Origin of the sequence: Novosphingobium sp. FSW06-99, assembly GCF_001519065.1 — a bacterium.
In the GTDB taxonomy this organism is placed as follows: domain Bacteria; phylum Pseudomonadota; class Alphaproteobacteria; order Sphingomonadales; family Sphingomonadaceae; genus Novosphingobium.
Genome location: NZ_KQ954265.1, coordinates 45,211 through 71,565, shown reverse-complemented (window position 1 = coordinate 71,565; position 26,355 = coordinate 45,211). Strand labels below are relative to the sequence as shown.

Here is a 26,355-nt window from a genome sequence, read left to right as displayed (position 1 = left end):
CCCCCCCCCCCCCCCGGTGCTGTGGGCACAGCCAACCCGAGAAGACGACCAGCAACCGTGAATCGCCTTTCGCACCCGGTGGCCGCCGCCATCCTGTTTCCTGCTCTGGCCGCCGGCGTTACGCTGGGCGCTGCGTTGGCGCATGCCCAGGTCGCGGGCGATCCGCCGCCATCGGCCACGGCAACGCCCGCTGCACCGGCAACGTCGGCCCCCCCGCCGGAAACACCTGCTGACAAGCCGCAGCCGACGCCCGGAGAAGCCGACACCACCGGCGAAATTTCGGTCAACGGCGACCCGATCTATAAGCGTGATGCGCGCGGGCTCGACAAAAAGGGCGAAATTCTGGTCGTCGCGCACCGCATCAAGGGCCAGGTGGAGGCCGAACAGCCGCCGATCGTGACCTATGATGAAGAAGACATCGCCGCCTATGGCGTGTCCTCGATCGAGGAACTGGTCGAAGCGCTGGTGCCGCAGACCGGCACCGGGCGGGGCCGGGGTGCGTCATCGCCGGTATTCCTGCTCAACGGCATGCGCGTGTCGAATTTCCGCGAGATCCGTGGCCTGCCGCCCGAAGCGATCAAGCTGGTGGAAATCCTGCCCGAGGAAGTCGCGCTGAAATACGGGTTCCGTCCGGACCAGCGCGTGGTCAATTTCGTGCTGAAAGACCATTTCAGCAGCCAGTTCGACGAGTTGGAGTTCAGCGAGCCGTCGAGCGCAGGGTATACCGATACGCGCAACGACGCCACGCTGGTGCGGATCAACAAGGGCGCGCGCGTCAATGTGACCGGCACCTATGAAACGATCTCGCCCGAACTGGCCGCGTCGCGCAACATCATCGAATCGACGCCCGAGGTGGCTGGACAACCCGATCTGGCCGATTATCGCACGCTGCAGGCAGGCAGCACCAACGCCACGCTCAACGCCACGGTGGCGCGGCCGCTGTGGCCCGGCGCGGGGCTGACCATCAACGGGTTGGTCGAACGCAGTTCGAGCGATGCGCTCAACGGCATCAAATCGACCGAGCCGCTGCTCGCGCTGCTGACATCGTCGCGCACCACCACCGGCTCGGTCGGGCTGGGGCTCAACGCGCCGGTCGGGACCTGGCTGTTTTCGGGCACGCTTGATGGCACCCATGCCTATCAGGTGCAGTCGATCGATTCGGCCAGCGCGATCAACCCGGAAATCGCCGACACCACCACCGACAGCTATACCACACTGTTCACGCTGTCGGGATCGCCGCTCAAACTGCCATCTGGCGATGTCGCGTTGACGCTCAAGACCGGCTATGTCTGGTCGGCCGAAGCGGGCAGCGACACGCGTACCGGCATCAGCGATGCCTATCGCCAGGGCGATGCGCAGATCGGTTTCAGCCTCGACCTGCCGCTGACCAGCCGCAAGAATCACGTGCTCGAAGCGATCGGCGATCTGTCGGCCAACCTGAATGTCGAGGCGCATCATCTGTCCGACTTTGGCGGGCTGTTCGATCTGGGCGGCGGGCTGACGTGGAAACCGACCGACAGGTGGACGCTGTCGGCGACCTATATCGGCACCGAAGTCGCGCCGACGCTGGCCAATCTCGCCGCGCCCGACGTGATCACCCCGAATGTCTCGGTGTTTGACTTTGTGCGTGGGCAGACCGTGCTGGCCACCGTCATCACCGGCGGCAATGCCGGTTTGTTGCGCGAGGATCAGCGCGACTGGAAGGTCGCCAGCAACTGGACCCTGCCGTTCGGCAATGGCAACAACACGCTGGTGGTCGAATATTTCCGCAACCATTCGACCGATCCGACCAGTGCGTTTCCGCTGGTGACGGCGGCGGTGGAATCGGCGTTTCCCGACCGCGTGCTGCGTAATGCGCAAGATCAGATCGTGTCGATCGACGAAACCCCGGTCACACTGGCGATGACGCGCAGTTCGCGTGTGCGCACCAGCCTCAACCTGTCGGGCAATTTCGGCAAACCCGATCCGGCATTGGCGCACCGGCGCGGCTTTGGTGGCGGGTTTGGCGGCGGTCGGGGCGGACCCGGCGGTCCAGGTGGCCCCGGCGGCGGTCCGGGCGGGGGCGGCGGATTTGGTCGCGGCGGCGGCGGACGCGGCGGTGGCCCTGGCGGCGGTGGACCTCCGCCGTCGGACGGGCGCGGGCGGTGGAACCTGTCGCTGGCCTATAGCTATGAAATCTACAACACCGCGCAATTGCCGAACGGGACCGTGCTCAACCAGTTGGGCGGCGATGCGCTGACCGGCAGCGGGGTGGCGCGCCATACCGCCAATCTTGATGCGGGTGGGGCCTATCGCGGGATTGGCGTGCGGCTGGCAGCGACTTATGCCAGTGCGACGCATGTCAATTCCAGCGGGCAGCCCGGCGATCTGCCGCTCGATTTCGGCGCGCTGGCCACGGTCAATTTTCGCCTGTTCGCCGATCTGGGCCGCATGCCCAGTGTGGTGAAGAAATTTGCGTTCCTGAAAGGCACCCGCTTGTCGTTTGCGGTGAACAACGTGTTCAACGGCATCCAGAAAGTGACCGATTCGACCGGGGCCACCCCGCTTGCCTATCAGGCGGGCTATGTCGATCCGGTCGGAAGGCTGTTCAAGCTGGAACTGCGCAAACAGTTCTGAACCTTGACGCCGATGGCGGTCAAAAGACCCGCCGGCCCTGGACGAATTCGCGGGCGCGGCGCCGGTTCTGTTCCTGTTCCAGCGTCTGGAAATGGTCGTGCACCGCGCGCAGGCGGATCACGTCGTCTTTTGGCAGCAATGCATCGAACGCCACGCCGAAACTGCCGCCGCGTCGCCAGACCACGGTGCCGAACGCCTCAACCCCTTGCACCATCAGCACCACGTCATCGCCCAGCGGCGGCGGGTCGCCGCCCACCGTCACACAGGCCCCGGTCTGCGACAGATCGTCGAGCTGGCATGCTTCGTGGCCGGTGATCAGGATGACTTTGCCCGGCAGCGCCAGCCGCACGCGCGCCGCCTGGCGCCGCCCGGCCGGTGCGTTGGCGCGACCAAACTGAAGACGCTGCATGGGCATGGCATCAGGCTATCCCTATCACGGTTAAGCACAGCGCGATGGTGCGATCAGGATCAATGCATAGGGTGTGTGGGGATTTGGCCCGGGGCGGGCTGCGAACGACCGCTTTGTTGCGCTTCCGGTGCTCACGTACTGGCAGCACGCTCCGCTCCGGTTCTCGAAATCAGCCATTCTCGCTCCACCCTGAGCCAAATCCCCACACACCCTGGCGGGGACGCTGGCCAAGCGGCGCGCGAGTGCCTATCTGGACCATCCCATGGCCCGTACCCGACCCCCAGCCGCCACCCCCACGCCCGACGATGCCCCGGCGGGTCGCACGCCTGCGGGCAGCATGGATTCGCCCCATGGTGCCGAGCGCTTCAACGAGGACAAGGCGACTTATGCGGTGCGCGGCGCGGATCAGCCCGATCTCGATCACGGGGTGGCGGTGATCCGCGAAGTGGTGGCCACGCTCAAACCCGTGCCCGGCGTCTATCGCATGAACGATGCGCGCGGCGAGACACTGTATGTGGGCAAGGCGCGCGCGCTGAAAAACCGCGTCGCCAACTATGTCCAGGTCGATCGCCTGCCCAACCGGTTGCGCCGGATGGTCAGCCTGACGCGCACGATGACGATTGTCACCACCAATTCCGAGGCTGAGGCGCTGCTGCTCGAAGCGCAACTGATCAAGCGCTATCGCCCCGCCTACAACGTGCTGTTGCGTGACGACAAATCGTTTCCTTTCATTCTGCTGCGGTCTGATCACGCCTTTCCACGGATCATGAAGCATCGCGGCGCGCGGCGGGCCAAGGGCAACTATTACGGGCCGTTCGCCAGTGCCGGTTCGGTCAACACCACCATCAATGCGCTGCAGAAACTGTTTCTGCTGCGCAGTTGCAACGACGGTTTCATGGCCCGGCGCGACCGGCCCTGCCTGTTGTACCAGATCAAGCGGTGCAGCGCGCCGTGCGTCGGGCGAATCGACGAGACCGCCTATGCCGAACTGACGCGCCAGGCGCGCGATTTTCTGGGTGGCCGGTCGGGCGCGGTGCAGCGCGAGATCGAGGCGCAGATGGAACAGGCGGCCGAGGCGCTGGACTATGAACGCGCGGCGGTGCTGCGCGACCGGCTGCGCGCCGCCACGTTCATCCAGGGCAGCCAGGCGATCAACGCTGAAGGGGTGGGCAATGCCGATGTGTTTGCCATCGCCGTCAAGGGCGGGCACGTGGCGATTCAGGCGTTCTTCATTCGCGGCGGGCAGAACTGGGGCCATCGCGCGTTTTTCCCCAGCCACACCGAAGGCCATGACGAAGCCGAAGTGATGACGCAGTTTCTGGCGCAATTCTATGAAGACGTGCCGCCGCCCCGGCTGATCCTGGTCGATCGCGATCTGCCCGAGGCGGATCTGCTGGCCGAGGCGCTGCACGGCGCGGCGGGTGGCAAAGTCGAGATTTCGGTGCCGCAGCGCGGCGATCGCCGCCGCCTGATGGAACAGGCGCAGCGCAACGCCGACGAAGCGCTCGAACGGCGCCAGGCCGAAACCGGTACGCGGGCGAAAATCTTTCGCGACATGGCCGAATTCTTCGAATTGGGCGAAGCGCCCGATCGCATCGAAATCTATGACAACAGCCATATCATGGGCACCAATGCGGTGGGCGCGATGGTGGTTGCCGGGCCCGAAGGGTTCCGCAAGGGGCAATATCGCAAGTTCAACATCAGGCGCCCCGAAACCGAACCGGGCGATGACTTTGCCATGATGCGCGAAGTGATGAGCCGGCGGTTTGCCCGGGCGCAGGACGAAGACCCCGATCGCGATCGGGGGATGTGGCCCGATCTGGTGCTGATCGATGGCGGCAAGGGGCAGATGACCGCCGTGCGCGAAACGCTGGAGGAACTGGGGATCGAGGATGTCGCGCTGATCGCGGTGTCAAAGGGCCCCGATCGCAACGCCGGGCGCGAACATTTCCACTGGCCCGACGGGCGCGAAAAGCTGTTGCCGCTCAATTCGCCGTTGCTGTTCCACTTGCAGCAATTGCGCGACGAGGCACACCGCTTTGCGATCGGCGCGCATCGCGCCAAGCGCAGCCGCGCGATCACCGCCAGCCCGCTCGACGAAGTGCCGGGCATCGGCCCCGCGCGCAAACGCGCGCTGCTGCTGCATTTCGGCACGGCGGGCAAAGTCCGCGCGGCCAGTCTGGACGATCTGCAGCGCGCGCCGGGGGTCAGCGCGGCGGTGGCCCAGGTGGTTTACGACTTCTACCACCCTGCTGGTTGATCCGCGTCACCGCATCCTGCGGGATTCACACAAGAGCATCTGTTTGAATTTAAATCAATAACATCAGCAAAATCCACTCATCCTGAGCCTGTCGAAGGATGCGCGCAGACGTCCGCTCTGGGCGCCAGAAGTACGCCCTTTGGGCAAGGGTCGTGCGCATCCTTCGACAGGCTCAGGATGAACAGAATACTATTAATATCAATATATTAGTTCATTCTTCATACCGATCGGTCCCGTCTCGCAAGTCGATGCCGATTGGCCTTGTATGTTGGGCGAATCGCGCGCCGAACCAAGCTGTGGGAAGGGCGCAAGATCACCGCCTCAGGTGGCCCGGGCGGCCCCGATCGGCCGGATCAGTCCTTCCTGTGCGACGCTGGCGACATGGCGCCCGTCGCGGGTGAAGATCTGGCCCCGGTTGAACCCGCGCGCGCCTCCCGCCCAGGGGCTGTCGCAGACATAAAGCAGCCATTCGTCGGCGCGGAAATCGTCGTGGAACCACACTGCGTGGTCCAGGCTGACACCCATCACATTGCCGAGAATCCAGCTCAGCCCGTGGGGCAGGGTGCACGTGCCGAGCAGGCTCATGTCGCTGGCATAGGCCAGCACGGCGCGATGCACGCGCGGATCGTCGGGCAGTGGCCCGGCGGTGCGGAACCAGGTGTGCGATTTCGCCTCACGCGGGGCCGGGTTCATCCAGTGGCGTGCCTCGACCGGGCGCAATTCGATCGGGCGCGGGCGCAGCACCATCGCGCGCCGTTCGGGCGGTAACAGATGGGCATGTTCGGCGCGCAGTTCGGCCTCGTCGGGCAGGTCTTCGGGCGCGGGCACGGCGGGGATTGGCGCGGCGTGGTGCGGCCCGGTTTCGCGGCGGTGGAACGAGGCGACCAGGGTGAGGATCGGCGTGTCCGCCTGGCTGGCGACCACGCGCCGGTTGGCAAAACTGCCCCCGTCAAGATCGCGCAACACGTTCAGCGCCAGATCCTGCGCCTCGTTGCCACCACGCAGGAAATAGGCGTGCAGCGAATGGACCGGGCGATCGGGCGCCACGGTGCGTTCGGCGGCGACCAGCGCCTGGGCGATCACTTGCCCGCCAAACATGCGGCCCACCCCATCGGGACGGTTGTGCCCGACAAAGCTGTCGGGGCCCGTCTCGTCGAGATCGAGCAGGCGCAAAAGGCTGGCAACACGGGCGGCGGGGCTGGGGTCTGCGGTCATGACCCAGGCGTTCTGGCGGGCCATGCCGTTAACGTCAACGTAAAACCCCGCTGGCACCGCCAGCGGGGTTTGTGCGGGGGGTCAGCTCGCGTGGGCCGACCCGGCCAGTGCGGCAAGCAGCAGCAAGGCCACGATATTGGTGATCTTGATCATCGGGTTGACCGCCGGCCCGGCGGTGTCCTTGTAGGGATCGCCCACGGTGTCGCCGGTCACCGCCGCCTTGTGCGCGTCGGAGCCTTTGCCGCCGTGATGGCCGTCCTCGATGTATTTCTTGGCGTTGTCCCACGCCCCGCCGCCCGATGTCATCGACAGCGCGACGAACAGCCCGCTGACGATCACCCCCAGCAACAGCGCGCCCAGCGCGGCAAAGCCGTTGGCCCGGCCCGCGACCCAGGTGATCACGAAATAGACCGCCACCGGGGCCAGCACCGGCAACAGCGAGGGCACGATCATTTCCTTGATCGCCGCCTTGGTCACCAGATCGACGGTGCGGGCATAGTCGGGTCGGCTGGTTCCGGCCATGATGCCGGGGTTGTTGGCGAACTGGTCGCGCACATCGACCACCACGTCACCCGCGGCGCGGCCCACCGCGGTCATGCCCATCGCCCCGAACAGATAGGGCAACAGCGCGCCGAGCAGCAGCCCGACGATGACATAGGGATTTTCCAGGCTGAAATTGACCGTCAGCGCGGGGAAAAATTCCCTCAGGTCGGTGGTATAGGCGCCAAACAGGACAAGCGCGGCCAGCCCCGCCGACCCGATCGCATACCCCTTGGTCACCGCCTTGGTGGTGTTGCCCACCGCATCGAGCGCATCGGTCTTTTCGCGCACGCTGTCGTCGAGATGGGCCATTTCGGCAATCCCGCCCGCGTTGTCGGTGACCGGACCATAGGCGTCGAGCGCGACCACCATCCCGGCCAGCGCCAGCATCGCGGTGGCGGCATAGGCAATGCCGATCAGCCCGGCGAGCTGATAGGACACCACGATCCCGGCGCAGATCACCAGCGTCGGCAAGGCGGTCGCCTCAAGGCTGATCGCCAGCCCCTGGATGACATTGGTGCCGTGCCCGGTGACCGAGGCCTTGGCAATCGAGCGCACCGGGCGATAATTGGTGCCGGTGTAATATTCGGTGATCCAAATGATCAGCCCGGTGATCACCAGCCCGACCAGTGTGCAATAGAACAGCGTGCGCCCGGTGAATCCGGCGCTGCCGATCGGCGTTTCCATATCGCCCAGCGTATAGGCGATGGCGAACCAGATGGCCGGGATCGACAGCCCGGTGGTGACCAGAAACCCCTTGTACATCGCGCCCATGATGTTGTTCGAACTGCCCAACCGGACAAACACCGTGCCGATGATCGAGGTGACGATGCACACCCCGCCGATCAGCAGCGGCAAGCTCATCAGCGGCAGCAGCAGATGGCCCAGCCCTTTGACCAGCAACGCGGTCAAAACCATGGTGGCGCCGATGGTCACGACATAAGTCTCGAACAAGTCGGCGGCCATCCCGGCGCAATCGCCGACGTTGTCGCCCACGTTGTCGGCAATCACCGCCGGGTTGCGCGGGTCGTCCTCGGGAATGCCGGCCTCGACTTTGCCGACCAGATCGGCGCCGACATCGGCAGCCTTGGTAAAAATCCCGCCGCCCAGCCGCGCAAAGATCGACACCAGCGAGGCACCCAGCGCCAGCGCGGTCAACGCGGTGACCACCACGCGCGTGTCGGGGGCAAAACCGCCCGGCCCGGTCAGGTATCCGAAGAAGCCCGCAATCGCCAGCAGCGCCAGCCCGGCCACCAGCAGGCCGGTGATCGCGCCCGCGCGAAACGCCATGGTGAGCCCGGCCTGCAACCCGTGCTGTGCGGCGGCGGCGGTGCGCACATTGGCGCGCACCGACACGTTCATGCCGATAAAGCCCGCCGCGCCCGACAATGTTGCGCCGATCACGAACCCGGCGGCGGCGATCTGGCCGAGGAAGGCGAAGACGATCACCGCAACCACCACGCCGACCACGGCGATGGCGGTGTATTGCCGCTTCAGATAGGCCTGGGCGCCTTCCTGAATGGCGCCCGCGATGTCCTGCATGGTCTGGTTGCCGGGCTCTGACTGCAGCACCCAGCGCCCGACGACAATCCCGTAAACGATGGCCAGCAAGGCCAATCCAATTGATATCTCAACAAGATTCACGTTGGCATCCCCCTTTATGTCCGACCTTGCGTCGACCATTCCGGCGTCCGGGCGGCAACGCGGGTGCGGGTCCCCTTTGTGTGGAGAGAACCCGAGGCTAGGCATTTATGCGCGTGCGGCAAGCCTTTCCTTGCGTAAAATCAACGAGGTGGCTAATCGTGCCAGTATCCGAGGCGGCCTTTTGGCACTGCACCATCAATCAACACATTGTTGCCAATGTATTCATCCACCCGACCTATTGCATATGCGAAGAATGGCGGGGATTGATTTGGCGGCAAAGTGAACAGCAATTCGTAGTCATCACCCCAGGTCATTGCCTCGTGCTGTCGCGCGGGGGGCAGGGATTCGGGGAAAGGCACTGCCCCGGATTCGATGGCCAGCGTCACGCCGCTGGCTGCGCCCAGTCGCCCCGCATCGATCAGCAAGCCGTCGGACACGTCCATCATCGCGCTGACCAGCGGCGCCAGTGCGATCCCTTCGGCCAGACGCGGTTGCGGGCGCCGGAACGCGCGCGAATCGATATCCGATCGTCCGTCGCGCAGCGCTTCGAACCCCAGCATAGCGGCGCCGACCGGGCCGCTAAGCCACAGCGTATCGCCGGGCCGGGCGCCGTTGCGCCCCGGCACCGGCACATGCGTGGCGCGCCCGATCGCGGTCAGGCCATGGCTGCGGCCCCCGGCCGGCGCGGCAATCGTGTCGCCGCCCAGCAGCGCCACGTCGAACGCGCGCAAGGCCTCGCCCAGACCCACGGCAAAGCGCGCATCATCGGCCCCCAGCGCATAGCCCAGCAGGACCCCGACCGGCACCGCACCCTTGGCGGCCAGATCCGACATGTTGGTCGCCACCAGTTTCCACGCCACATCGGCTTCGTCCTGGCCAGCCAGCCAGTGCACCCCTTCGGCCATCATGTCGTGCGTCAGGATCAGGCAGGTGTCGCCGAACGGCAGCACCGCGACATCATCGCCCAGCGCGCGGGCCGCCGGATCGGGCGCCAAAGCGCGCATCATCGCAATGAAGGCGGCCTCGCGCGATGCCATCACGCGCCCGTGAAATGCGGCGGACGTTTGTCGAGAATGGCCGACACCGCTTCGGCGTGGTCCTGCGTTTCGTGCGCGATTGCCTGAAATGCCGCCGACAGTTCGAGCACGTCGTGCGCGCGGCCATGCTGTGCCTCGCGCAACAGCTTTTTGGTCAGCCGCAGTGCGCGCGGCGGGTTGGCGGCGATCTCCTGTGCGATGCCCAGTGCGGTCGGCAACAGGTCATCGGGCGCCACCACCTGGCCGACCAGCCCGATCTGGCGCGCATAGGCGGCATCGAAGCTGCGCCCGGTCAGGAACAGTTCCGCGGCCAGCGAATAGCCGACAATGCGTTGCAGCGTCCACGCGCCGCCGTCGCCGGGAACAATCCCCACCTTGATGAAACTGGCGGCCATTTTCGCGGTGTCGGCGGCAATGCGGATGTCGCACAGGCAGGCCAGATCAAGCCCCAGTCCGATGGCGTGGCCGTTGATCGCGGCGATCATCGGGATCTCGCAATCGAGCAGCGCGCGCACCGCGCGCTGCACCCCGCGCCGGTAGTTGGCGCGGGTCGAATCCGGCTGGTCGAGCACGCCGATGCCGGTGCGTTGCTGCATCCCCTTGATATTGCCGCCGCTCGAAAAGGCGCGGCCCGATCCGGTCAGCACGATCGCCGAGACGGTACGATCGTTGCCCAGTGCGAACAGCGTGTCGACGATGCAGTCGCAATCGTCGAGCGTGCCGATCGCGTTCAAGGCTTCGGGCCGGTTCATGGTCAGCACGGCGATGCGGCCCTGGCGCTCGACAGTCAGAAACGGGGATGCGGCCATGGTATGTCCTTCGTGGCGGAGGCGGGTCTCGACGGTGCGGTGCCACAGCCGCGCGCGTCGCGCAAATGATCGGCTTGACCGAACCATCGCCGCTCTTTAATCGTTCAATTAAATAACGATCGCAAGCAGGAGTCGTAAGGGAAATGGGGACAGCCTATATCGTGGACGCGGTGCGCACGGCCGGTGGGCGGCGCAACGGTCGGCTGGCCGGGGTGCACCCGGTCGATCTGGCGGCGCTGACGCTCGATGCGCTGGTCCGCCGCACCGGCATCGATCCTGCGGTAATCGACGATGTGATCATGGGCTGTGTCAGCCAGGGCGGGCAACAGGCCGGGCAAGTCGGCCGCAACGCAGTGCTGGCCAGCAAACTGCTGCCGCAATCGACCCCGGCCGTGACCATCGACCGCCAGTGCGGATCGTCGCAGCAGGCGATCCAGTTTGCCGCGCAGGCGGTGATGTCGGGCGTGCAGGATGTGGTGATCGCCGCCGGGGTGGAAAGCATGACCCGCGTGCCGATGGGCAGCACGGCGATTTTTCACATGAAAGAGGGCCTGGGCAACTACAAGTCGCCGGGGCTTGAAGCAAAATATCCCGGTGTGAACTGGTCGCAGTTCGTGGGCGCCGAAATGATCGTGAAAAAGCATGGCTTTACCAAGGATCAGCTCGATGCGTTTGCGCTGTCGAGCCATCGCAAGGCGATTGCCGCGACCCAGGTCAACGCCTTTGCCGACGAAATCGTGCCGGTCGAGATCGACACCGCAGATGGCCCTGCACTGCACACCGTCGATGAAGGCATCCGCTTTGATGCCTCGCTCGAAAGCATTGCCGGGGTGAAGCTGCTGAGCCCCGAGGGCACGTTGACCGCCGCGAGTTCGAGCCAGATCTGCGACGGCGCGAGCGCCGCGCTGGTGGTGTCAGAGGCCGCGCTCAAGCGCTATGGCCTGACCCCCCTGGCGCGCATCCACACGTTGACGGTGACCGCAGGCGATCCGGTGATCATGCTCGAAGAACCGCTGTTCGCCACCGACAAGGCGCTCGCGCGCGCAGGGTTGTCGATCGGCGACATCGACCTTTATGAAGTCAACGAGGCGTTCGCGTCGGTGCCGCTGGCCTGGCTGAAGCACACCGGTGCCGATCCCGACCGGCTCAATGTCAATGGCGGGGCGATCGCGCTGGGCCATCCGCTCGGCGCATCGGGCACCAAGCTGATGGCGACTTTGCTTCATGCGCTGAAGGCGCGGGGGCTCAAATATGGCTTGCAGACGATGTGCGAAGGCGGCGGTGTCGCCAACGTGACGATTGTCGAACTGGTCTAGGATTTCTGGGAAGAGGACTGACTGATGAAACTTGAAACCGGCATTTCCGCCGTCGTAACCGGCGGCGCATCGGGTCTGGGCGCGGCCACGGCGCGCGCACTGGCCGCCAAGGGCGTGAAAGTCGCCATCTTCGACCTGAACAAGGACAAGGGTGAAGCGCTTGCGGCCGAAATCGGCGGGGTGTTCTGCGAAGTCAACGTGACCAGCGACGACAGCGTCGATGCCGGTTTCGTCAAGGCGCGCGCGGCCAATGGACAGGAACGCATCCTGGTCAATTGTGCAGGCACCGGCAACGCCATCAAGACCGCCAGCCGCGCCAAGGAAACCGGCGAAATCAAGCATTTCCCGCTCGATGCCTTCAACGCGATCATCCAGATCAATCTGGTCGGCACGTTCCGCTGCATCGCCAAGTCGGCGGCGGGGATGCTGACGCTCGATCCGGTCGACGAATTCGGTGAACGCGGCGCGATCGTCAACACCGCCTCGGTCGCGGCCGAAGACGGGCAGATGGGCCAGGCCGCCTATTCGGCGTCGAAGGGCGGTGTGGTCGGCATGACCCTGCCGATCGCGCGCGATTTGATGAGCGAGGGCATTCGCGTCAACACCATCCTGCCGGGCATTTTCAACACCCCGCTGCTGCAAGGGGCGCCCGACAACGTCAAAGCTGCGCTGGCCGCGTCGGTGCCGTTTCCCAAGCGGCTGGGCATTCCCGACGAATATGCCGCGCTGGCACTGTGCATGATCGAAACCGGCTATTTCAACGGCGAAGACGTGCGGCTCGACGGCGCGATCCGTATGGCGCCCCGGTAACCACGGGCAAGGGGGCACGCCACAAGGCGGCCCCCGTTTTTGGGGAGAGAGCGAGCCATGGCACAGTACAGCCAGATCCTGTTTGACGTGGCCGACGGCGTGGCCACGATCACACTGCATCGTCCGGACAAGATGAACGCATTTACCGGCACGATGATGCAGGAAATGTGCGATGCGCTCGATCACACCGACGCCGATGATGCCGTGCGCGCGGTGATCATCACGGGGCACGGCGGCCGCGCATTTTGCGCGGGCGCCGATCTGACCCCCGACGATGGAAAACAGGTGTTTGCCAGCGGCGATCAGGTCGATGATCTGTCCGATCCGCGCGTGCGCGACAGCGGCGGATTGCTGACCCTTCGCATGTTCCGGTCGAAAAAACCGCTGATCGGCGCGATCAACGGCGCCGCCGTGGGGATCGGGGCGACCATGCAATTGCCGATGGACATGCGCCTGGCCAGCACCACCGCCCGCTTCGGGTTTGTCTTTGCGCGGCGCGGCATCGTGCCCGAGGCGGCGTCGAGCTGGTTTCTGCCGCGCCTGGTCGGTGTGTCGCAAGCGCTCGAATGGTGCATGACCGGGCGGGTGTTCGATGCCGGGGAGGCGTTGCGCGGCGGATTGGTGCGGTCGTTGCACGAACCCGACGATCTGATGCCTGCCGCGCGCGCGCTGGCGCACGAAATTGCCGACAACACCAGCGCGGTGTCGGTATCGATGACGCGCGCGATGTTGTGGCACAACCCGCAGTACGATCACCCGATACAGGCGCATCGGATCGACAGCCGGGCGATCTATACGCTGTCGCGCAGGGCCGATGCGCGCGAAGGTATCGCCAGTTTTCTGGAAAAACGCGCAGCCCGCTACCCTGCGCGCGTTTCTTCGGATATGCCGCAGTTTTATCCTTGGTGGGAAGAACCGGGTTGGGAATGAACGACAACACAAATGGGGCCGAAACGGCGGAACAGCCAGGCGCGCGCGACTTGTTGCTGGCAACCGCATCGCAGATCATGCGCGAGGGCGATCAGGTCGACATCTCACTGTCGGAACTGTCGTTGCGATCGGGGCTGAATTCGGCGCTGGTGAAGTACTATTTCGGCAACAAGGCGGGCATGCTCAGGGCCTTGCTCGATCGCGACATGGTGTCGATCATTCGTTCGGTCGACGCGCTGCTGGCCAAGGACGACATGTCGCCCGAGGCAAAGCTGCGCCGCCATATCGGCAAATGCATCGACACGTACTACGCCTATCCCTATCTCAACCGCCTGTTGATGCGGCTGGTGCGCGATAGCGACGAGGCGGAGGCGCGCAGCATTGCCGACAAGTATCTGACCCCGCTCGGCGTCGCCTATGATCGGTTGATCCAGGCCGGGGTGACCACCGGCACGTTCCGTCCGGTCGATGCGCAACTGTTCTATTTCACCGTCACCGGGGCGGCGGACCGGTTCTTTTCGGCGCGGTTGGTGCTGCGCCACTGTTATGGGCAGGACACCCTGACCGAGGAACTGCGCGACCGCTATCGCGAACATACGGTCGATTTCATCATGGCCGGGATTCTGGCGCGAAAAGGATAAGATGGGCGGCTTGACGCAAAACTATGCCAAGCGCAGGATCATTTTGGTTGCTTTGTTTCGCTTGCAACCGATCTGACATTCACTATGTGTCGCGACATGCATGGTTCGAACAGTCGTCTGGCGGGATTTCTGCCTTATCGCATGGCGATCACCTCCAACGCCGTGTCTGGCCTGATCGCCGACGACTACGGTGCGCAGTTCGGCCTCAAAATTCCCGAATGGCGGATCATGGCGGTGCTTGGCGATGCCGGACCGCTGACCCAGCGTGATCTGGTGCGCGCCACGCTGATGGACAAAGTGGCGGTAAACCGCGCGTGCAAGGCGCTCGATGACCGCGGCTTTGTCCGCCGCAGCCCCAACGCCTCTGACGGGCGGTCGCACCATCTGGAACTCACCGAAGGCGGTCGGGCGGTCTATGAACAGATCTGGCCGCAGGCCTATGCCGCCTATGAACGGATATTTACGGTGCTGACCGCCAAGGAGGCCAGCGCCTTGCGCGATCTGCTCGACAAGCTGCTGCTATCGGTCCGCCAAATCGAGGATAGCCCCGCGCGCCGCAAGCCGGGTTGACGCGATCTTACAGCTTGCGGTGCAGGAAGTTGTCGCTGATCGAGCAGGCCGCCGGGCCGATGATGACCACAAACAGCGTCGGCAGAATGAACAAGATCAGTGGCACGGTCATGATCGCCGGCAGGCGGGCGGCCTTTTCCTCGGCGCGCATCATGCGTTCGTTGCGGAATTCGGCCGACAGCACGCGCAGTGCCGATGCCAGCGGCGTGCCGTACTTTTCGGTCTGGATCATCGTCGTGGTGACGCCCTTCATCGCTTCGAGATTGACGCGATAGGCCAGGTTTTCAAAGGCATGGCGCCGTTCTGTCAGGAACGACAGCTCGATCGCGGTCAGCGCGAATTCATCACCCAGTTCGGGATAGGCGCGGCCCAGTTCGCGCGCGACGCGGCCAAATGCGGCATCGACGGTCAACCCGGCCTCGGCGCAGATCACCAGCAAGTCTAGCGCGTCGGGCAGGCCCTTGCGGATCTGGGCGGTACGCTTGCCGACCAGGTTGGAGATCCAGATGTCGGGCAACTTGTAGCCGAACACCAGCATCGCGGCAAAGGCGCCGAACCGCTTGTAATCGGGCCAGGTCGGAAAATAGTTCGCGCCATAGATCAGCAGCGCGGCCATCCCGCCCAGCGCGATCGGGCCGACCATGCGGCCCAGAATGATCGCGACGCCCCATTCCTTTTTGCGGATACCGGCCTGGGCCAGCTTGCGCTGGGCCACGGCCAACTGGCTGTCCTGCAATACGCTCAGCCGCGTCAGAAAACTGCGGATGCGATCGGTGGTTTCGTTGCGCCGGACGATGCTGGCGCGTTTGCGGCTGGCCGCGACGACGATCCCGGCCTTCAACTGTTCGCGGCGTTCGTTGAGCGCCTTGACCCGCTTGGCCATCGGGTCGCGCACGGTGATCGCGGCATAGATGGCCAGGACCATCGCCAGCGCGGCAAAACCGGTCAGCAATGTGCCGGCCCAGATGACATCGACCCCCAGCACGGTGGGATGGGCGGCGGCCGGAACGGCGGTATATGCGCTCATGATTCGCTCTCAGATCTCGAAGTTGATCATGCGGGACATGATGAAGGCCCCGAGCGACAGCCAGCAGAACGCGCCTATGCCGACCGCGATCAGGCGTTCATCGACGAAAAAGCGCCCCATGTATTTGGGATTGATCGAATAGATCAGCGCAAACACGATGAACGGCAGCGAGCCGATGATATAGGCCGAGGCTTTTGATTCCGAACTCATCGCCTTGATCTTCAGCTTCATCTGCGCGCGCTTTCGCAGCACGTCGGCCAACCCGGCCAGCGTTTCGGCCAGGTTGCCCCCGGTTTCGCGCTGGATCGCCAGGGTGATGCAGAAAAAGCTGAATTCGGCCAGATTGAGCCGTTCGGCGGTGTCCTGCAGCGAATCTTCCATCGTCCGGCCCAGCCGGATGCGATCATTCACCAGCTTGAATTCCTCGGCCACCGGGCCGGGCAACTCGTTGGCGACCACGCCCAGTGTCTCGCTGATCGGCAGACCCGAACGCAGACCGCGCACCAGCAGTTCAAGCGCGTCGGGAAAGCGGGTGATGAAACCGTTGATGCGCTTTGAGATGAACCAGTTGACCACCATGTGCGGCAGGCCCGCGCCCACCAGCACACCGGCCCCGAGAGCCAACCCGAGCGACCCGCTTTTCAGCCAGACCAGCAGGGTGATGCCGACCATCAGGCCCAGGCTGGCGGTGGTATATTGCTGAACGGTCCAGCCCTTGCCGGTGCGCACCAGCCGCAGCCGCAGCGCTTCCTTGCGCGATTGCGATCCGGCGGTCTTGTAGGCGGTGGGTTTGCGGTTGGCGATCGCCTTGCGATACTGCGCTTCGACTTTATCGACCGCATTGTCCGAATGCCGCAACTTGACTGCCTGCAACCGGCGCTGGCTTTCGCGATTGGGGTTGGGGCCGGTAAACAGGACCAGCGCCACCCCGACCAGCAAAGTCAGGCCAAAGACCAAAATCATGACGGGCATGGGCTGCATCGCGAAAACCTGTGGTTGCAGGCGAACCGTCCGACCGGGCGAGGCCGTTGCGGGCCCCGCGCCGGGTCAGGCTGGCGCGCCGGTCTTGGACTTGGGAGAAAGCAGCTTCTTGATCGAAAGATTGAACAGCGAGTTCGACCCCTTTTCGCCTGCCGCGTCATCGGTCTTTGGCGCGGCCTTGCCGGCTTTGCCTTTGGCGGCCTTGGCCGAACTTGCAGTCTCGCGCTCGCCGTCGCTGGCGATGATCGCATCGGCAATCGCACGCAGCGGCTGCACGGTCTTCGATGTGCGATTGGCGCCGACGAATGTCTGACCCAGCTTGGCGGCGTTGGCCGCGGCCTTGTGGTCGTTGTGGATGATGAAATTCAGTTTGCGCTCGATCGACGTCTCGAAATCGGCGCGGCTGATTTCCCCCACGCCCGACGGCACCTTGTTGGCGACCACCATCACAGTCGCGTGCGGGGCGTTCGATTTGAGCCATGACAGGATACGGATGCCGTCGCGCGCGCCCGCCAGCGTCAATTCGGTGACCACCACGACGACTTGCATGTTGGCGAGCAGTTGCGGAAAATTGATCAGCATGTTGCGCGGCAGGTCGACCACCGTCGCTTCGAACGCGTGGCGGAATTCCTCGACCAGTTGGATAAAGGCGGTGCCGTCGGTCAGCAGCGGCGCGCTGATCGGGGCTTCGGCCGACAGGATCGACAAGTTGTCGTTGGCGCGGATCATCGCGCGTTCGATGAACAGCCCGTCGATGCGGCTGGGATTGTCGATGGCATCGGTCAACCCGCGCCCCGGTTCGAGGTCGAGCGTCAGCGCGCCAGTGCCGAAATGGACATCCAGATCGAGCAGCGCGGTCGGCATCTTGTGATCGGCACTGAGCATCCAGGCCAGCGAGGTTGCCAGCATCGAGGCGCCGACCCCGCCGCGCGTGCCGACCACGGCCGTGGCAACATGCTTCTTGACCGCCGAGGCATCACCCCCGCGCGGCGCGGCAAAGATCGCCTGGGCCTGCACCAGCGTATCGCGCAGATGCGCAATCGACAGCGGTTTGAGCAGATAGTCCTGAATGCCCGACGCGACCAGATCGCGGTACAGCCGTACATCGTTGACCTGGCCCACCGCGATCACCACCGTGCCCGGTTCGCACACTTCGGCAAGTCCGTTGATGTCGTTGAGCGGGTCGCCGCTTTCCGACAGGTCGACCATCAGGATCGCCGGGCTGGCGGTGATCGCCAGCGACTGGATCGCGTTGCGCAGGCCGCCCTTCATCACCTTTTCGGGTGGCCAGCCCATATCGATGACCACCGAACGCAAGGTGTCGAGCGTGACGTCGTCGCACACAAAGGCGGCGAAAATGTCGCGGTTGCCGGATTTCCAAGGCGCATTCATCGCGTGCTGTCCTTTATGGCTTACTGGCCGTTTTGGGTCGAAGTCTGCTTTAGCGCCTGCGCGCCGGTTACCGGTTTGGCGCGATAGGCGTCGATCGCCTTGGCGTTGGTCAGCACTACGGTGTTGCCCGTGCCATCCTGGCCGTGGACCAGATCTTCCTTGTTGGCGACCATGGCGGCCAGGTTCGAACTGATTGCGCAACCGTAATTGCGCGAGGTGCCGTTGGTGAAGTTGGCATCCGAACGTCCCGACCAGTCCGGGCAACCCGGCACATTGGCGAACGCGCGTGAGATCACCACGCGGGCCTGGCCGGGGCGGATGACGCCTTCGGTGACGGGGGCCACGGGATCGAGGATCAGGCCGAACTTGGCCGCCAGAGCCTCAACCGCAGCGTGGGTCGCAGCCGTTTGTGCCGGGTCGTCCAGCGCGACGTGATCGCCGTATTTAAGCCCCACCGCGGTGAACCATTCGCCCAGTCGGTGCTGTTGCACCGGATCGACCCCGCCTTCGGGCTGGGTGATCATGTCGAAGGTGTAATTGGTGTGTTCGACCACCGGCTGGTGGATGTTGTCGAGCGTGCGGTTGGTCGGCATTCCGCCGCAACCGGCCAGCGCCAGCCCCAGCCCGAGCGCCAGCGCGCGGGTGGCCAGCCTGATCGTGCGGCCCTGAACGGGATCAGTCTTGGAGATCATGACGGTTTTCCCTTTCACTGGATGCTGAAGCCGGGCTGGGCGTCGGCGCTGGCCTGCTTGTCGGTCTTGCGCGGGCGATCGGCCGGGTCGGGCGAAGCGGTGCCAAGGCTTGGTGCGGCAGGTGCTGCCGAACCGATGCCGGGGCTGGCAGGCGCCGCCGAACTCGTGCCCGGAGCGGCCGGAACCGATGATTGCGTCGCGGGCTTTTCGGTCGGCTTGGGCGACACTTTGCTCTTGGGGTTGTCGGTTTCCAGATTGCCGAGCAGTTGCTGCACGGCGTCCGCGCTCTTGAACCCGTCGGTCGGCAGCTTGATCTGGTTGGCGTCAACCGGATGGACCAGGTACGGTGTGACCACGATCACCAGCTCCGTCTCGCCCTTTTGATAGGCGGTTGACCGGAACAGCGATCCCAGCACTGGAATATCCCCGGCGCCCGGCATCTTGGTGATGGTGTTGGTGCTGTTGTTGCTGAGCAACCCGGCGATCATGAAGCTTTGGCCCGAACCCAGTTCAACAGTGGTTTCGGCGCGCCGCACGGTCAGTGCGGGGATCGAAAAGCCGCTGACCGTCACCGCGCCCTGGCTCGACAGTTCCGACACTTCGGGCCGCACGCGCAGCGAAATGCGTCCGTTGGCCAGCACGGTGGGCGTATAGGACAGGCTGACGCCGTAGTTCTTGAATTCGACCGAAACCGTGCCCAGCCCCGAACTCATCGGGATGGGAAACTGCCCGCCCGCCAGGAAATCGGCGGTTTCGCCTGACAGCGCGGTCAGATTTGGTTCGGCCAGCGTGGTCACCAGGCCGATCGTTTCGCCCAGGTTGAGCGCTTCGAGAATGTTGATCCCGAACAGCTTGCCCGTCGCGGCGAGCGTGGTGCCGACCGAGGTGGCGGGCACAGAGGTGCCCTGCACGGTGGTCGTGGCCCCGGTGACCGGGTTGATATAGCTGCTGGTCACCGAACTGGTGTTGACCCCCAGCGGCTGGCCCGGTGCGTAATACGTCGAGGTGGTACCCTGGCCGATGCCGTACTGGAACCCGCTCTGGGTGCTGATGCTCGACAGGTTCGAACTGATATTGCGCGTCAGCGAGCGGCTGACTTCGGCGATCTTGACGCTGAGGTTGACCTGCAGCGGGGTCGCCATCTTCAGCCGGCTGATCACGGTGGTCTTGTCCGACACGAACGCCTTGACCAGGCGTTCAGCCTCGGCCGCATCCTCGGGCGCGGCCACGGTGCCGGTCAGCAGCACGGTGTTGTTCATCGTCGCAGTGGCAATACGCGCGTCGGGCATGGCCAGGTGCAGCATCTGGTCGATGCTGTCGAGATTGGTGCCGACCCGCACATTGGCCGACCACACGACTTCGCCGCGCGCATTGCTGGCATAGACGGTGGTTTCGCCGCCGGTCTTGCCGAACACATAGAGCTGGTTGGCCGATTTGACCTGCACATCGGCAATCGCGTCGTTGGCAACGAAGACATCTGACATGCCCGCGGGCAGGGTGACCAGCTCGCCGCGCCCGATACCGAGTGCCAGCGAGCGCGCCGGGGCGCTGACGCCCGGCGTGCCGAGCAGCGCGGGCATCACCAGGCCGACGTGGCGGTGCGGCATCGCCGAATGCTGTGGTCCGGCCTTGTGGCTGGGCTTGGCGGCGTCGAGCGGGGCGGACAGCCCCGGCAGGGCGACGATCGCCACGGCCGCCAGCGTTGATGTTACCATGCGCAGTGTCATCGTCTTGCCTTTCGCGCCTGCTGGTGCGTGCGACGGTTTGCGAGCGTCCATCTCAGAACACTCCCATCGGGCCGACCGGGATATTGGTCGGCATTGCCGGGACCGGTGCGACCGGCACTTCGACGGTTTCCTTGCCGCGGGTCACGCGCACCATCGGTCCGCGGTGCACGGTGCCGGTCGACGGCACGCCGGGCGCGGCAGGGCGGGCCGGACCCGCGCCAACCGGGGTGCTGGTGCCGTTGATCGCACTGGCCGACGGGATCGTCTTGCGCTGGAACCGCGAGACATCGCCACCGGTGACAAAGCTGTTGGCCTTGTCGCCCGCCTTGGGATCGATCGGACGGGTCATCGCGGTTTGCAGCAGCTTGTCTTCCTGCTGCTTGGTGGCGCCATGCGGCACTTTGACCTGACCCGAGGCGACCACTTGTTCAAGTTCGGCCGAATTGTCGGCGATCGAACGCAGCGACAGGCTGATCGTGCCGAGCGCTTCGGACACCGCGAGTTCTTCGGCAATCTTGGGCGTGGCCTCGACCGTCACCAGGCTGAACCCCTTGACGCGGGTGTGGCCATCGACGGTTTCCTGATCGGTCGACTGGTCGGTGGCGAGCACGCGCAGGTTCTTCAGGATGGTTTCGGTTGCGCGCAGCGGTTCGGAATCGCCTTCGCCCTTGACCGTCTGGGTCAGCAGCAGGTCGACATGGTCGCCCGGAAAGACGAACCCGGCAACGCCTTCGCGCTGGCTGACCGGAATGGTCACCGCGCGCATGCCGGGGCCGAGCGCCGCGGCCAGAAAACCGCGATCGCCCGGCGCCACCAGCGAACCGGTGGTAACTGGCTGGCCTGCGGTGATCGGGTTCTTGACCACGGTGCCCAGCAGTTTGGACATGTCGGTCTTGTCCTGCAGGAAATAGGCGTCCTGCACCAGATCCTTGGGCCAGGGCTGGAACGCGACCGCATCGGCGGTGATGATCGTGCCGACCGGCAATGCGCGCTGCGACACGAGCACTTTGGGCCCGTCGAGAATCTTGGTGGCGGCGATGGCCTGCGGCGCAGACCCTCCGGCCAGCAAGGCGCGTGCGGCAAGGCTCGTGACAATCGCCACGAGCAAGGCCCCGACCAGCAACAACAGCTTCTTCCTGTCCATGGCTCTCTATGTCCCGCCCTAATCCGAACCTGCTATCAATCGACCAAATTGGTTAAGATTGACCTCACACGGCACGCCAGTGGCGTTTTTTCCGGGTGAGGTGGAATATGTCATTTGCCGGGCACCGCAGCCGGTCCGTGGACCGTAACGGTGACGGGCGCGGTGTGGTTGAAGGCGCGGTTGGGGCCGGCCCAGGCTTTGGCATCGTGCCAGTGCGCCGCATCGGCGCTGGCAATCGTCCACAGCCCGGCCAGCGCGATCGCCACGCCATAGGGAATCTTCAGCCGTTCCTTGCGGCGGCGGGTGATATGCCACACGCCCAGGACCACGGTCAGCACGCCGCCGGCCAGCGCCATCACGATCAGCAGGCGCAAGAACAGCACTGCTGGCATCCACAAAGCCAGCGCGGTCAACAGCTTGACATCGCCACCGCCCATGGCGCGCAGCGCAAACAGCCCGGCCAGCACGGCAAACGCCCCCACCGCCAGTGCCAGTTGCAGTGCCACACCGGGCCATAGCGACAGCCCGCTTGCCCACCAGAACAGCGGCGCACCCAACGCGATTGCGGCGTTGAGCCAGTTGTCGATCTGGCGACGGCGGATATCGGTGAACGCAGCAATCAGCAGCGCGATTGCCAATGCCCCCACCAGTCCGTAAACGATGAATGGTCCCTGCATGTCCGGTCTTATGCAGGACAATCACTTACCAAACGGTAACCAACATTGACCGCAGTTTTCTAGCGATGAGGGCTGGTTTTGGCAGACATTTCCGACGCGGATGCCATGGCACCAGGCGTGGCAGACACCGCCCTTGCGCCGCGGCGCGGCATTCCCGCGCATGCCATGGAATCGTGGTGGCATGCGCCAGACCGGTTTGCCATCCGGCGCATCGACTGGGACGGGCGCCGGGATGGCGGTCGGGCGCCGCGCGGATCGTTGCTGTTTCTGCCCGGACGGGCCGATTTTTATGAAAAATACCTTGAAACGCTTGATGGTTGGCATGCCGCGGGCTGGCGCGTAACCGCGCTCGATTGGCGTTGGCAGGCCGGGTCCGGGCGCTATTACGCTGATACCAGGATCGGCGGGGTCGATAATTTTTCAACGTGGATCAATGATTTGGCCAGTTTCTGGGCGGACTGGACGGTAAGTGCGCCCGGCCCCCACGTGCTGATCGGCCATTCGATGGGCGGGCATCTGGCCTTGCGCGCCGTCGCGCAGGCCCGCGTGCACCCGACCGCGCTGGTGCTCAGTGCGCCGATGCTTGGCTTTGTCACCCCGATCCCGCCTGCGCTGCAAAGCGCGTTCGGTTGGTTGATGTGCCAGATTGGTGATCCCGATCGCCCGGCCTGGGCCGATGGCGAACGCCCTGGTGACAGCGCGCAGACGCGCGGCGCGGCGTTGACACACGACGTCGCGCGCTATGCCGATGAACTGTGGTGGCGCCAGGCCCGGCCCGAACTCGATCTGGGCCCGGCGAGCTGGCATTGGGTGCGCAAGGCCAGTGAATCGATGCGGGCGATGACCGGCGACCGTTTGCTCGAATCGGTCGATGTACCTGTGCTGACGCTCGCCGCGCGGCAGGATCTGCTGGTGTCGTGGCAGGCAATTGCCCGAGTCGCGGCGCGGTTGCGCTACGGTGAACTGATCGAGTTCGGGCCCGAGGCCGCGCACGAACTGCTGCGCGAGGCGGATCGGGTGCGCGACCGCGTGCTCGGCCATATCGATGCCTTTCTTGCCCGCACGGCACTAGCCGCCACAGTGTGACAGCCGTTTGCGTAACAGCCGTTTGAGACCCCAGCCATGACTGAACTTGCCAGTGCCACCCCGGACGATCTGACCGCGTCTTTCGACATTGCCATCATCGGCGCGGGCATGGCCGGAGCCAGCCTTGCCGCCGAATGCGCCGGGCACGCGCGCGTGCTGGTGGTCGAAGCGGAGGATACGCCGGGGTATCACACCACCGGGCGTTCCGCCGCGTTCTGGGAAGAAAGCTATGGCGGGCCAGGCGTGCTGCCGTTGACCCTGGCGTCGGGGGTCTTTCTGGGCACGCATGGCTTGCTCAGCCCGCGCGCCGGACTGACCATCGGGCGCGCGGCGGATCGCGCGCGGATCGAGGCGTTCGTCGATCGTTATGCCGCGCTGGGCGTGGATATCCGCCTGAAGGGGCGCGCCGACATGACCGCGCTGGTCCCGGGACTGCGCGAAGAATGGTGCCATGGCGCCTATGAGCCCAATGGGGCCGATATCGATGTGGCCGGGTTGCATCAGCTCTATCTGGGGCAGGCGCGGCGCAGCGCGAGCGTGCTCAAGGTGCGCGCGCGCATTGCGCAGGCCTCGCGCCAGGGGGATGAATGGCTGCTGGAATGGGCTGGCGGCACGGCTCGCGCGGCGCTGGTGGTCAATGCTGCCGGGGCTTGGGCCGACCAGGTGGCCGCGCTGTTCGGCGCCGCCCAGCTCGGCATTGCCCCGCTGCGCCGCACGATCGTCCAGGTGCGCACCGATCCGGTGCCGCCTGCCGACATGCCGTTGACGTTCGGGATCGACGAGGATTTCTATTTCAAGCCGCAAAGCGGGCGCCTGCTGGTATCACCCCATGACGAAACCCCCGATGTGGCGCACGATGTTGCACCCGAAGAGCTGGACGTGGCGATCGCCATCGATCGCATGGAACACGCGCTCGACTGGCGTATCGCCGCGCTCGAACGGCGCTGGGCCGGGTTGCGCAGCTTTTCCCCCGATCGGCTGCCGGTCTATGGCTTCGATCCGCAGGTGGACGGCCTGTTCTGGTTTGCCGGGCAGGGCGGTTTCGGCATCCAGACCGCGCCTGCGGCGGCGCGGCTGGCCGCGCAACTGGTGCTGGGCCGCCCGCGCGATGCGATGACCGAGGCGCTGGATGCCGCCCGCTATGCGCCGGGGCGGTTTATGCGGCCCTAGAGCGTCCTGTGACAAATCTGTAACACCGTGACGGAGCCGATTTTGGCCCAGTGCGAGGAGGGATGGCGCAGGAATATCGGGAATATTTCAAGCCATCTCGACGTAGCAATGGGCCAAAATCGGCCGGCCCCTTCGGGGTTGCTCTGGAAAGCCCCGTGGCAGCGTTGCGTCGCTTGCACGGGGCAACCAGCCCGCGCTGCGCGCCGCGCCTCCCCACGAGGCTTTCCAGAGCAATCACGGTGTTACAGATTTGTCGCAGGACGCTCTAGCCGCGTCGCTCGCCAGCTTGTCCACGCGTTCGTTTTCGATGTGGCCGTCGTGGCCTTTTACCCAGATCCATTCGATCTTGTGCGGGCGGGCGGCATCGACCAGCGCGCGCCACAAGTCCTCGTTCTTGACCGGTTTGTTGTCGGCGGTTTTCCAGCCCTTCTTGATCCAGCCGAACATCCATTTGGTCATGCCGTCGATAACATAGCGGCTGTCGGTGTGCAGCCGCACCGCGCAAGGTTCGCGCAGGGCCTGCAACGCGCGCAGCACGGCGGTCATTTCCATGCGGTTGTTGGTGGTCTGCGCTTCGGAACCAGACAGTTCCTTTTCAGTCGCACCGGCGCGCAACAGCACCCCCCAGCCGCCTTTGCCGGGATTGCCCTTGCACGCGCCATCGGTAAACACATCGACTGATTTCACGCAAAGATCCCCGGATTGTCGTGATAGAATTGCAGACGCCGCGCCATCGGCAGCGGGTCCTTGCGCGTCACCAGCGCATCGGCCGGGGTGTTGATCCAGTCATAGGCTCGGCTGAGCGCAAAGCGCAAGGCGGCGCCCTGTGCCAGCAGGGGCAGCGCGGCGCGTTCGGTGTCGGCCAGGCGGCGCACCGCCTCGTACCCGTCGATCAGCGCGCGCGACAGATCGGCGCGGAAGGTGCCCTGTGCGACGTCCCAGCACCACGCCAGATGGGTGATCGCCAGATCATAGGCGATCACGTCGTTGCAGGCGAAATAGAAATCGATCAGCCCGGTGATCGCATCGCCCAGCACCAGCACGTTGTCGGGAAACAGATCGGCGTGGATCACCCCGGTGGGCAGGCCGGTCGGCCAGTCGCGCGCGATCCGCGGCAGATCGCGGGCCACCGTGTCTGCCAGCCAGGGGTCGATCGTGGCCAGCCCTTCGCGGCCACACGCCGTGGCCAGTCGCTGCCATTCGGCCAGCGCCATGCCATTGGCGCGGCTGGCGGAAAAGTCGGCCGCCGCCAGATGCAGCCGCGCCAGTTGTTCGCCCACCGCGCGCGCCTGGCCCACTGTCGGCGCGCTGACCGAAACGCCGGGCAGAAACTCGATTAGCGCGACCGCCTTGTCGCCGATCCGGCGATAGAGCGCGCCCTGGCGATCATGAATGGTGCGCGGCACCGGGCAGCCGCGCGCAGCCAGATGGTCGAGCAGCGACAGGAAATAGGGCAGATCGTCGAGATCGATGCGAAACTCGTACATCGTCAGGATATAGCGCGCGCCTGCGCCATCGTGGCCGGTGGTGTCGATCAGCCAGTTGCTGTTCGACACGCCTTCGGCAATGCCTTTGGCCGACACCAGCGTGCCGACATCATAGGCCGCGATCAAATCGGCCATGTCCTCTGCGCCGAGGTGGGTATAGACAGCCATGGTCCTG

Annotated in this window: 23 protein-coding genes; 9 read left to right on the top strand and 14 right to left on the bottom strand. The window is 65.0% G+C overall.

Features of this window, described 5'->3' with window-relative positions:
• The first annotated feature begins 57 nt into the window (after positions 1–57).
• On the top strand, positions 58–2,616 hold the full coding sequence (locus AQZ49_RS19805) for a TonB-dependent receptor (protein ID WP_156428406.1): 2,559 nt from the start codon (positions 58–60) through the stop codon (positions 2,614–2,616).
• A 19-nt stretch (positions 2,617–2,635) separates the two neighbouring features.
• On the opposite strand, the gene AQZ49_RS19800 is transcribed toward AQZ49_RS19805, so the two are convergent.
• A complete protein-coding gene (locus tag AQZ49_RS19800) occupies positions 2,636–3,031 on the bottom strand; it encodes a PilZ domain-containing protein (RefSeq protein ID WP_082701929.1) in 396 nt (131 codons plus the stop codon).
• 331 nt (positions 3,032–3,362) lie between these two features.
• Here AQZ49_RS19800 and uvrC point away from each other — a divergent pair, with 331 nt between their 5' ends.
• Positions 3,363–5,285, top strand: coding sequence for an excinuclease ABC subunit UvrC (uvrC, locus tag AQZ49_RS19795; RefSeq protein ID WP_067620042.1), 1,923 nt, complete (start codon positions 3,363–3,365; stop codon positions 5,283–5,285).
• A gap of 321 nt (positions 5,286–5,606) precedes the next feature.
• Here the strand turns inward: uvrC and AQZ49_RS19790 are convergent, their stop codons facing one another.
• The 4 genes from AQZ49_RS19790 to AQZ49_RS19775 form a co-directional block, all read right to left on the bottom strand.
• Positions 5,607–6,500, bottom strand: a complete 894-nt coding sequence (locus tag AQZ49_RS19790; RefSeq protein WP_067620122.1) for an acyl-CoA thioesterase — start codon at positions 6,498–6,500, stop codon at positions 5,607–5,609.
• Between the two features lie 81 nt (positions 6,501–6,581).
• Positions 6,582–8,684 carry a sodium-translocating pyrophosphatase gene (locus AQZ49_RS19785; RefSeq protein WP_067620120.1) on the bottom strand — a complete coding sequence of 701 codons (2,103 nt, stop codon included), beginning with the start codon at positions 8,682–8,684 and terminating at the stop codon, positions 6,582–6,584.
• Between the two features lie 152 nt (positions 8,685–8,836).
• Positions 8,837–9,721 (bottom strand): thiamine-phosphate kinase, encoded by an 885-nt coding sequence (gene thiL / locus AQZ49_RS19780; protein WP_067620037.1) that lies wholly within the window; start codon positions 9,719–9,721, stop codon positions 8,837–8,839.
• Positions 9,721–10,530, bottom strand: coding sequence for a crotonase/enoyl-CoA hydratase family protein (locus tag AQZ49_RS19775; RefSeq protein WP_067620117.1), 810 nt, complete (start codon positions 10,528–10,530; stop codon positions 9,721–9,723). The genes thiL and AQZ49_RS19775 overlap by 1 nt, the downstream gene beginning before the upstream one ends.
• 143 nt (positions 10,531–10,673) lie before the next feature.
• Here AQZ49_RS19775 and AQZ49_RS19770 point away from each other — a divergent pair, with 143 nt between their 5' ends.
• From AQZ49_RS19770 to AQZ49_RS19750, 5 genes are all read left to right on the top strand, one after another.
• Entirely contained in the window at positions 10,674–11,846 is a 1,173-nt protein-coding gene (locus AQZ49_RS19770) for an acetyl-CoA C-acetyltransferase (protein ID WP_067620035.1), read from the top strand.
• A 24-nt stretch (positions 11,847–11,870) separates the two neighbouring features.
• A complete protein-coding gene (locus AQZ49_RS19765) occupies positions 11,871–12,656 on the top strand; it encodes an SDR family NAD(P)-dependent oxidoreductase (protein WP_067620033.1) in 786 nt (261 codons plus the stop codon).
• 57 nt (positions 12,657–12,713) lie between these two features.
• Positions 12,714–13,586 carry a crotonase/enoyl-CoA hydratase family protein gene (locus AQZ49_RS19760; RefSeq protein WP_067620031.1) on the top strand — a complete coding sequence of 291 codons (873 nt, stop codon included), beginning with the start codon at positions 12,714–12,716 and terminating at the stop codon, positions 13,584–13,586.
• Positions 13,583–14,227 carry a TetR family transcriptional regulator gene (locus AQZ49_RS19755; RefSeq protein ID WP_067620026.1) on the top strand — a complete coding sequence of 215 codons (645 nt, stop codon included), beginning with the start codon at positions 13,583–13,585 and terminating at the stop codon, positions 14,225–14,227. The genes AQZ49_RS19760 and AQZ49_RS19755 overlap by 4 nt, the downstream gene beginning before the upstream one ends.
• A gap of 84 nt (positions 14,228–14,311) precedes the next feature.
• On the top strand, positions 14,312–14,797 hold the full coding sequence (locus tag AQZ49_RS19750; RefSeq protein WP_067620020.1) for a MarR family winged helix-turn-helix transcriptional regulator: 486 nt from the start codon (positions 14,312–14,314) through the stop codon (positions 14,795–14,797).
• A gap of 7 nt (positions 14,798–14,804) precedes the next feature.
• Here AQZ49_RS19750 and AQZ49_RS19745 read toward each other — a convergent pair whose 3' ends face one another.
• The 7 genes from AQZ49_RS19745 to AQZ49_RS19715 all read right to left on the bottom strand — a co-directional run bounded on the left by AQZ49_RS19745 (position 14,805) and on the right by AQZ49_RS19715 (position 22,437).
• Positions 14,805–15,824, bottom strand: coding sequence for a type II secretion system F family protein (locus AQZ49_RS19745; RefSeq protein WP_067620016.1), 1,020 nt, complete (start codon positions 15,822–15,824; stop codon positions 14,805–14,807).
• A gap of 9 nt (positions 15,825–15,833) precedes the next feature.
• Positions 15,834–16,787, bottom strand: a complete 954-nt coding sequence (locus AQZ49_RS19740; protein WP_369819160.1) for a type II secretion system F family protein — start codon at positions 16,785–16,787, stop codon at positions 15,834–15,836.
• 84 nt (positions 16,788–16,871) lie between these two features.
• Positions 16,872–18,197, bottom strand: a complete 1,326-nt coding sequence (locus tag AQZ49_RS19735; RefSeq protein WP_067620010.1) for a pilus assembly protein CpaE — start codon at positions 18,195–18,197, stop codon at positions 16,872–16,874.
• Between the two features lie 20 nt (positions 18,198–18,217).
• The gene (locus AQZ49_RS19730) at positions 18,218–18,889 is read right to left on the bottom strand and encodes a CpaD family pilus assembly protein (RefSeq protein WP_067620007.1); all 672 of its coding nucleotides are present in this window, start codon (positions 18,887–18,889) and stop codon (positions 18,218–18,220) included.
• Positions 18,890–18,903: 14 nt separating this feature from the next.
• The gene (locus AQZ49_RS19725; RefSeq protein WP_369819159.1) at positions 18,904–20,616 is read right to left on the bottom strand and encodes a pilus assembly protein N-terminal domain-containing protein; all 1,713 of its coding nucleotides are present in this window, start codon (positions 20,614–20,616) and stop codon (positions 18,904–18,906) included.
• Between the two features lie 52 nt (positions 20,617–20,668).
• The gene (gene cpaB, locus AQZ49_RS19720) at positions 20,669–21,760 is read right to left on the bottom strand and encodes a Flp pilus assembly protein CpaB (RefSeq protein ID WP_067620001.1); all 1,092 of its coding nucleotides are present in this window, start codon (positions 21,758–21,760) and stop codon (positions 20,669–20,671) included.
• A gap of 110 nt (positions 21,761–21,870) precedes the next feature.
• Positions 21,871–22,437, bottom strand: coding sequence for an A24 family peptidase (locus tag AQZ49_RS19715; RefSeq protein ID WP_082701926.1), 567 nt, complete (start codon positions 22,435–22,437; stop codon positions 21,871–21,873).
• Between the two features lie 117 nt (positions 22,438–22,554).
• Between AQZ49_RS19715 and AQZ49_RS19710 the strand changes: the two genes are divergently transcribed.
• Both AQZ49_RS19710 and AQZ49_RS19705 read left to right on the top strand, forming a co-directional pair.
• Complete coding sequence (locus AQZ49_RS19710) at positions 22,555–23,523, top strand: alpha/beta fold hydrolase (RefSeq protein WP_369819158.1); 969 nt, start codon at positions 22,555–22,557, stop codon at positions 23,521–23,523.
• 36 nt (positions 23,524–23,559) lie between these two features.
• A complete protein-coding gene (locus AQZ49_RS19705; RefSeq protein ID WP_067619995.1) occupies positions 23,560–24,693 on the top strand; it encodes an NAD(P)/FAD-dependent oxidoreductase in 1,134 nt (377 codons plus the stop codon).
• Positions 24,694–24,927: 234 nt separating this feature from the next.
• Here the strand turns inward: AQZ49_RS19705 and rnhA are convergent, their stop codons facing one another.
• Positions 24,928–25,380, bottom strand: a complete 453-nt coding sequence (gene rnhA / locus AQZ49_RS19700; RefSeq protein ID WP_067619992.1) for a ribonuclease HI — start codon at positions 25,378–25,380, stop codon at positions 24,928–24,930.
• Positions 25,377–26,348, bottom strand: coding sequence for a homoserine kinase (thrB, locus tag AQZ49_RS19695; RefSeq protein ID WP_067619990.1), 972 nt, complete (start codon positions 26,346–26,348; stop codon positions 25,377–25,379). Before thrB ends, rnhA begins: the two co-directional genes overlap by 4 nt.
• Positions 26,349–26,355 lie beyond the last annotated feature (7 nt).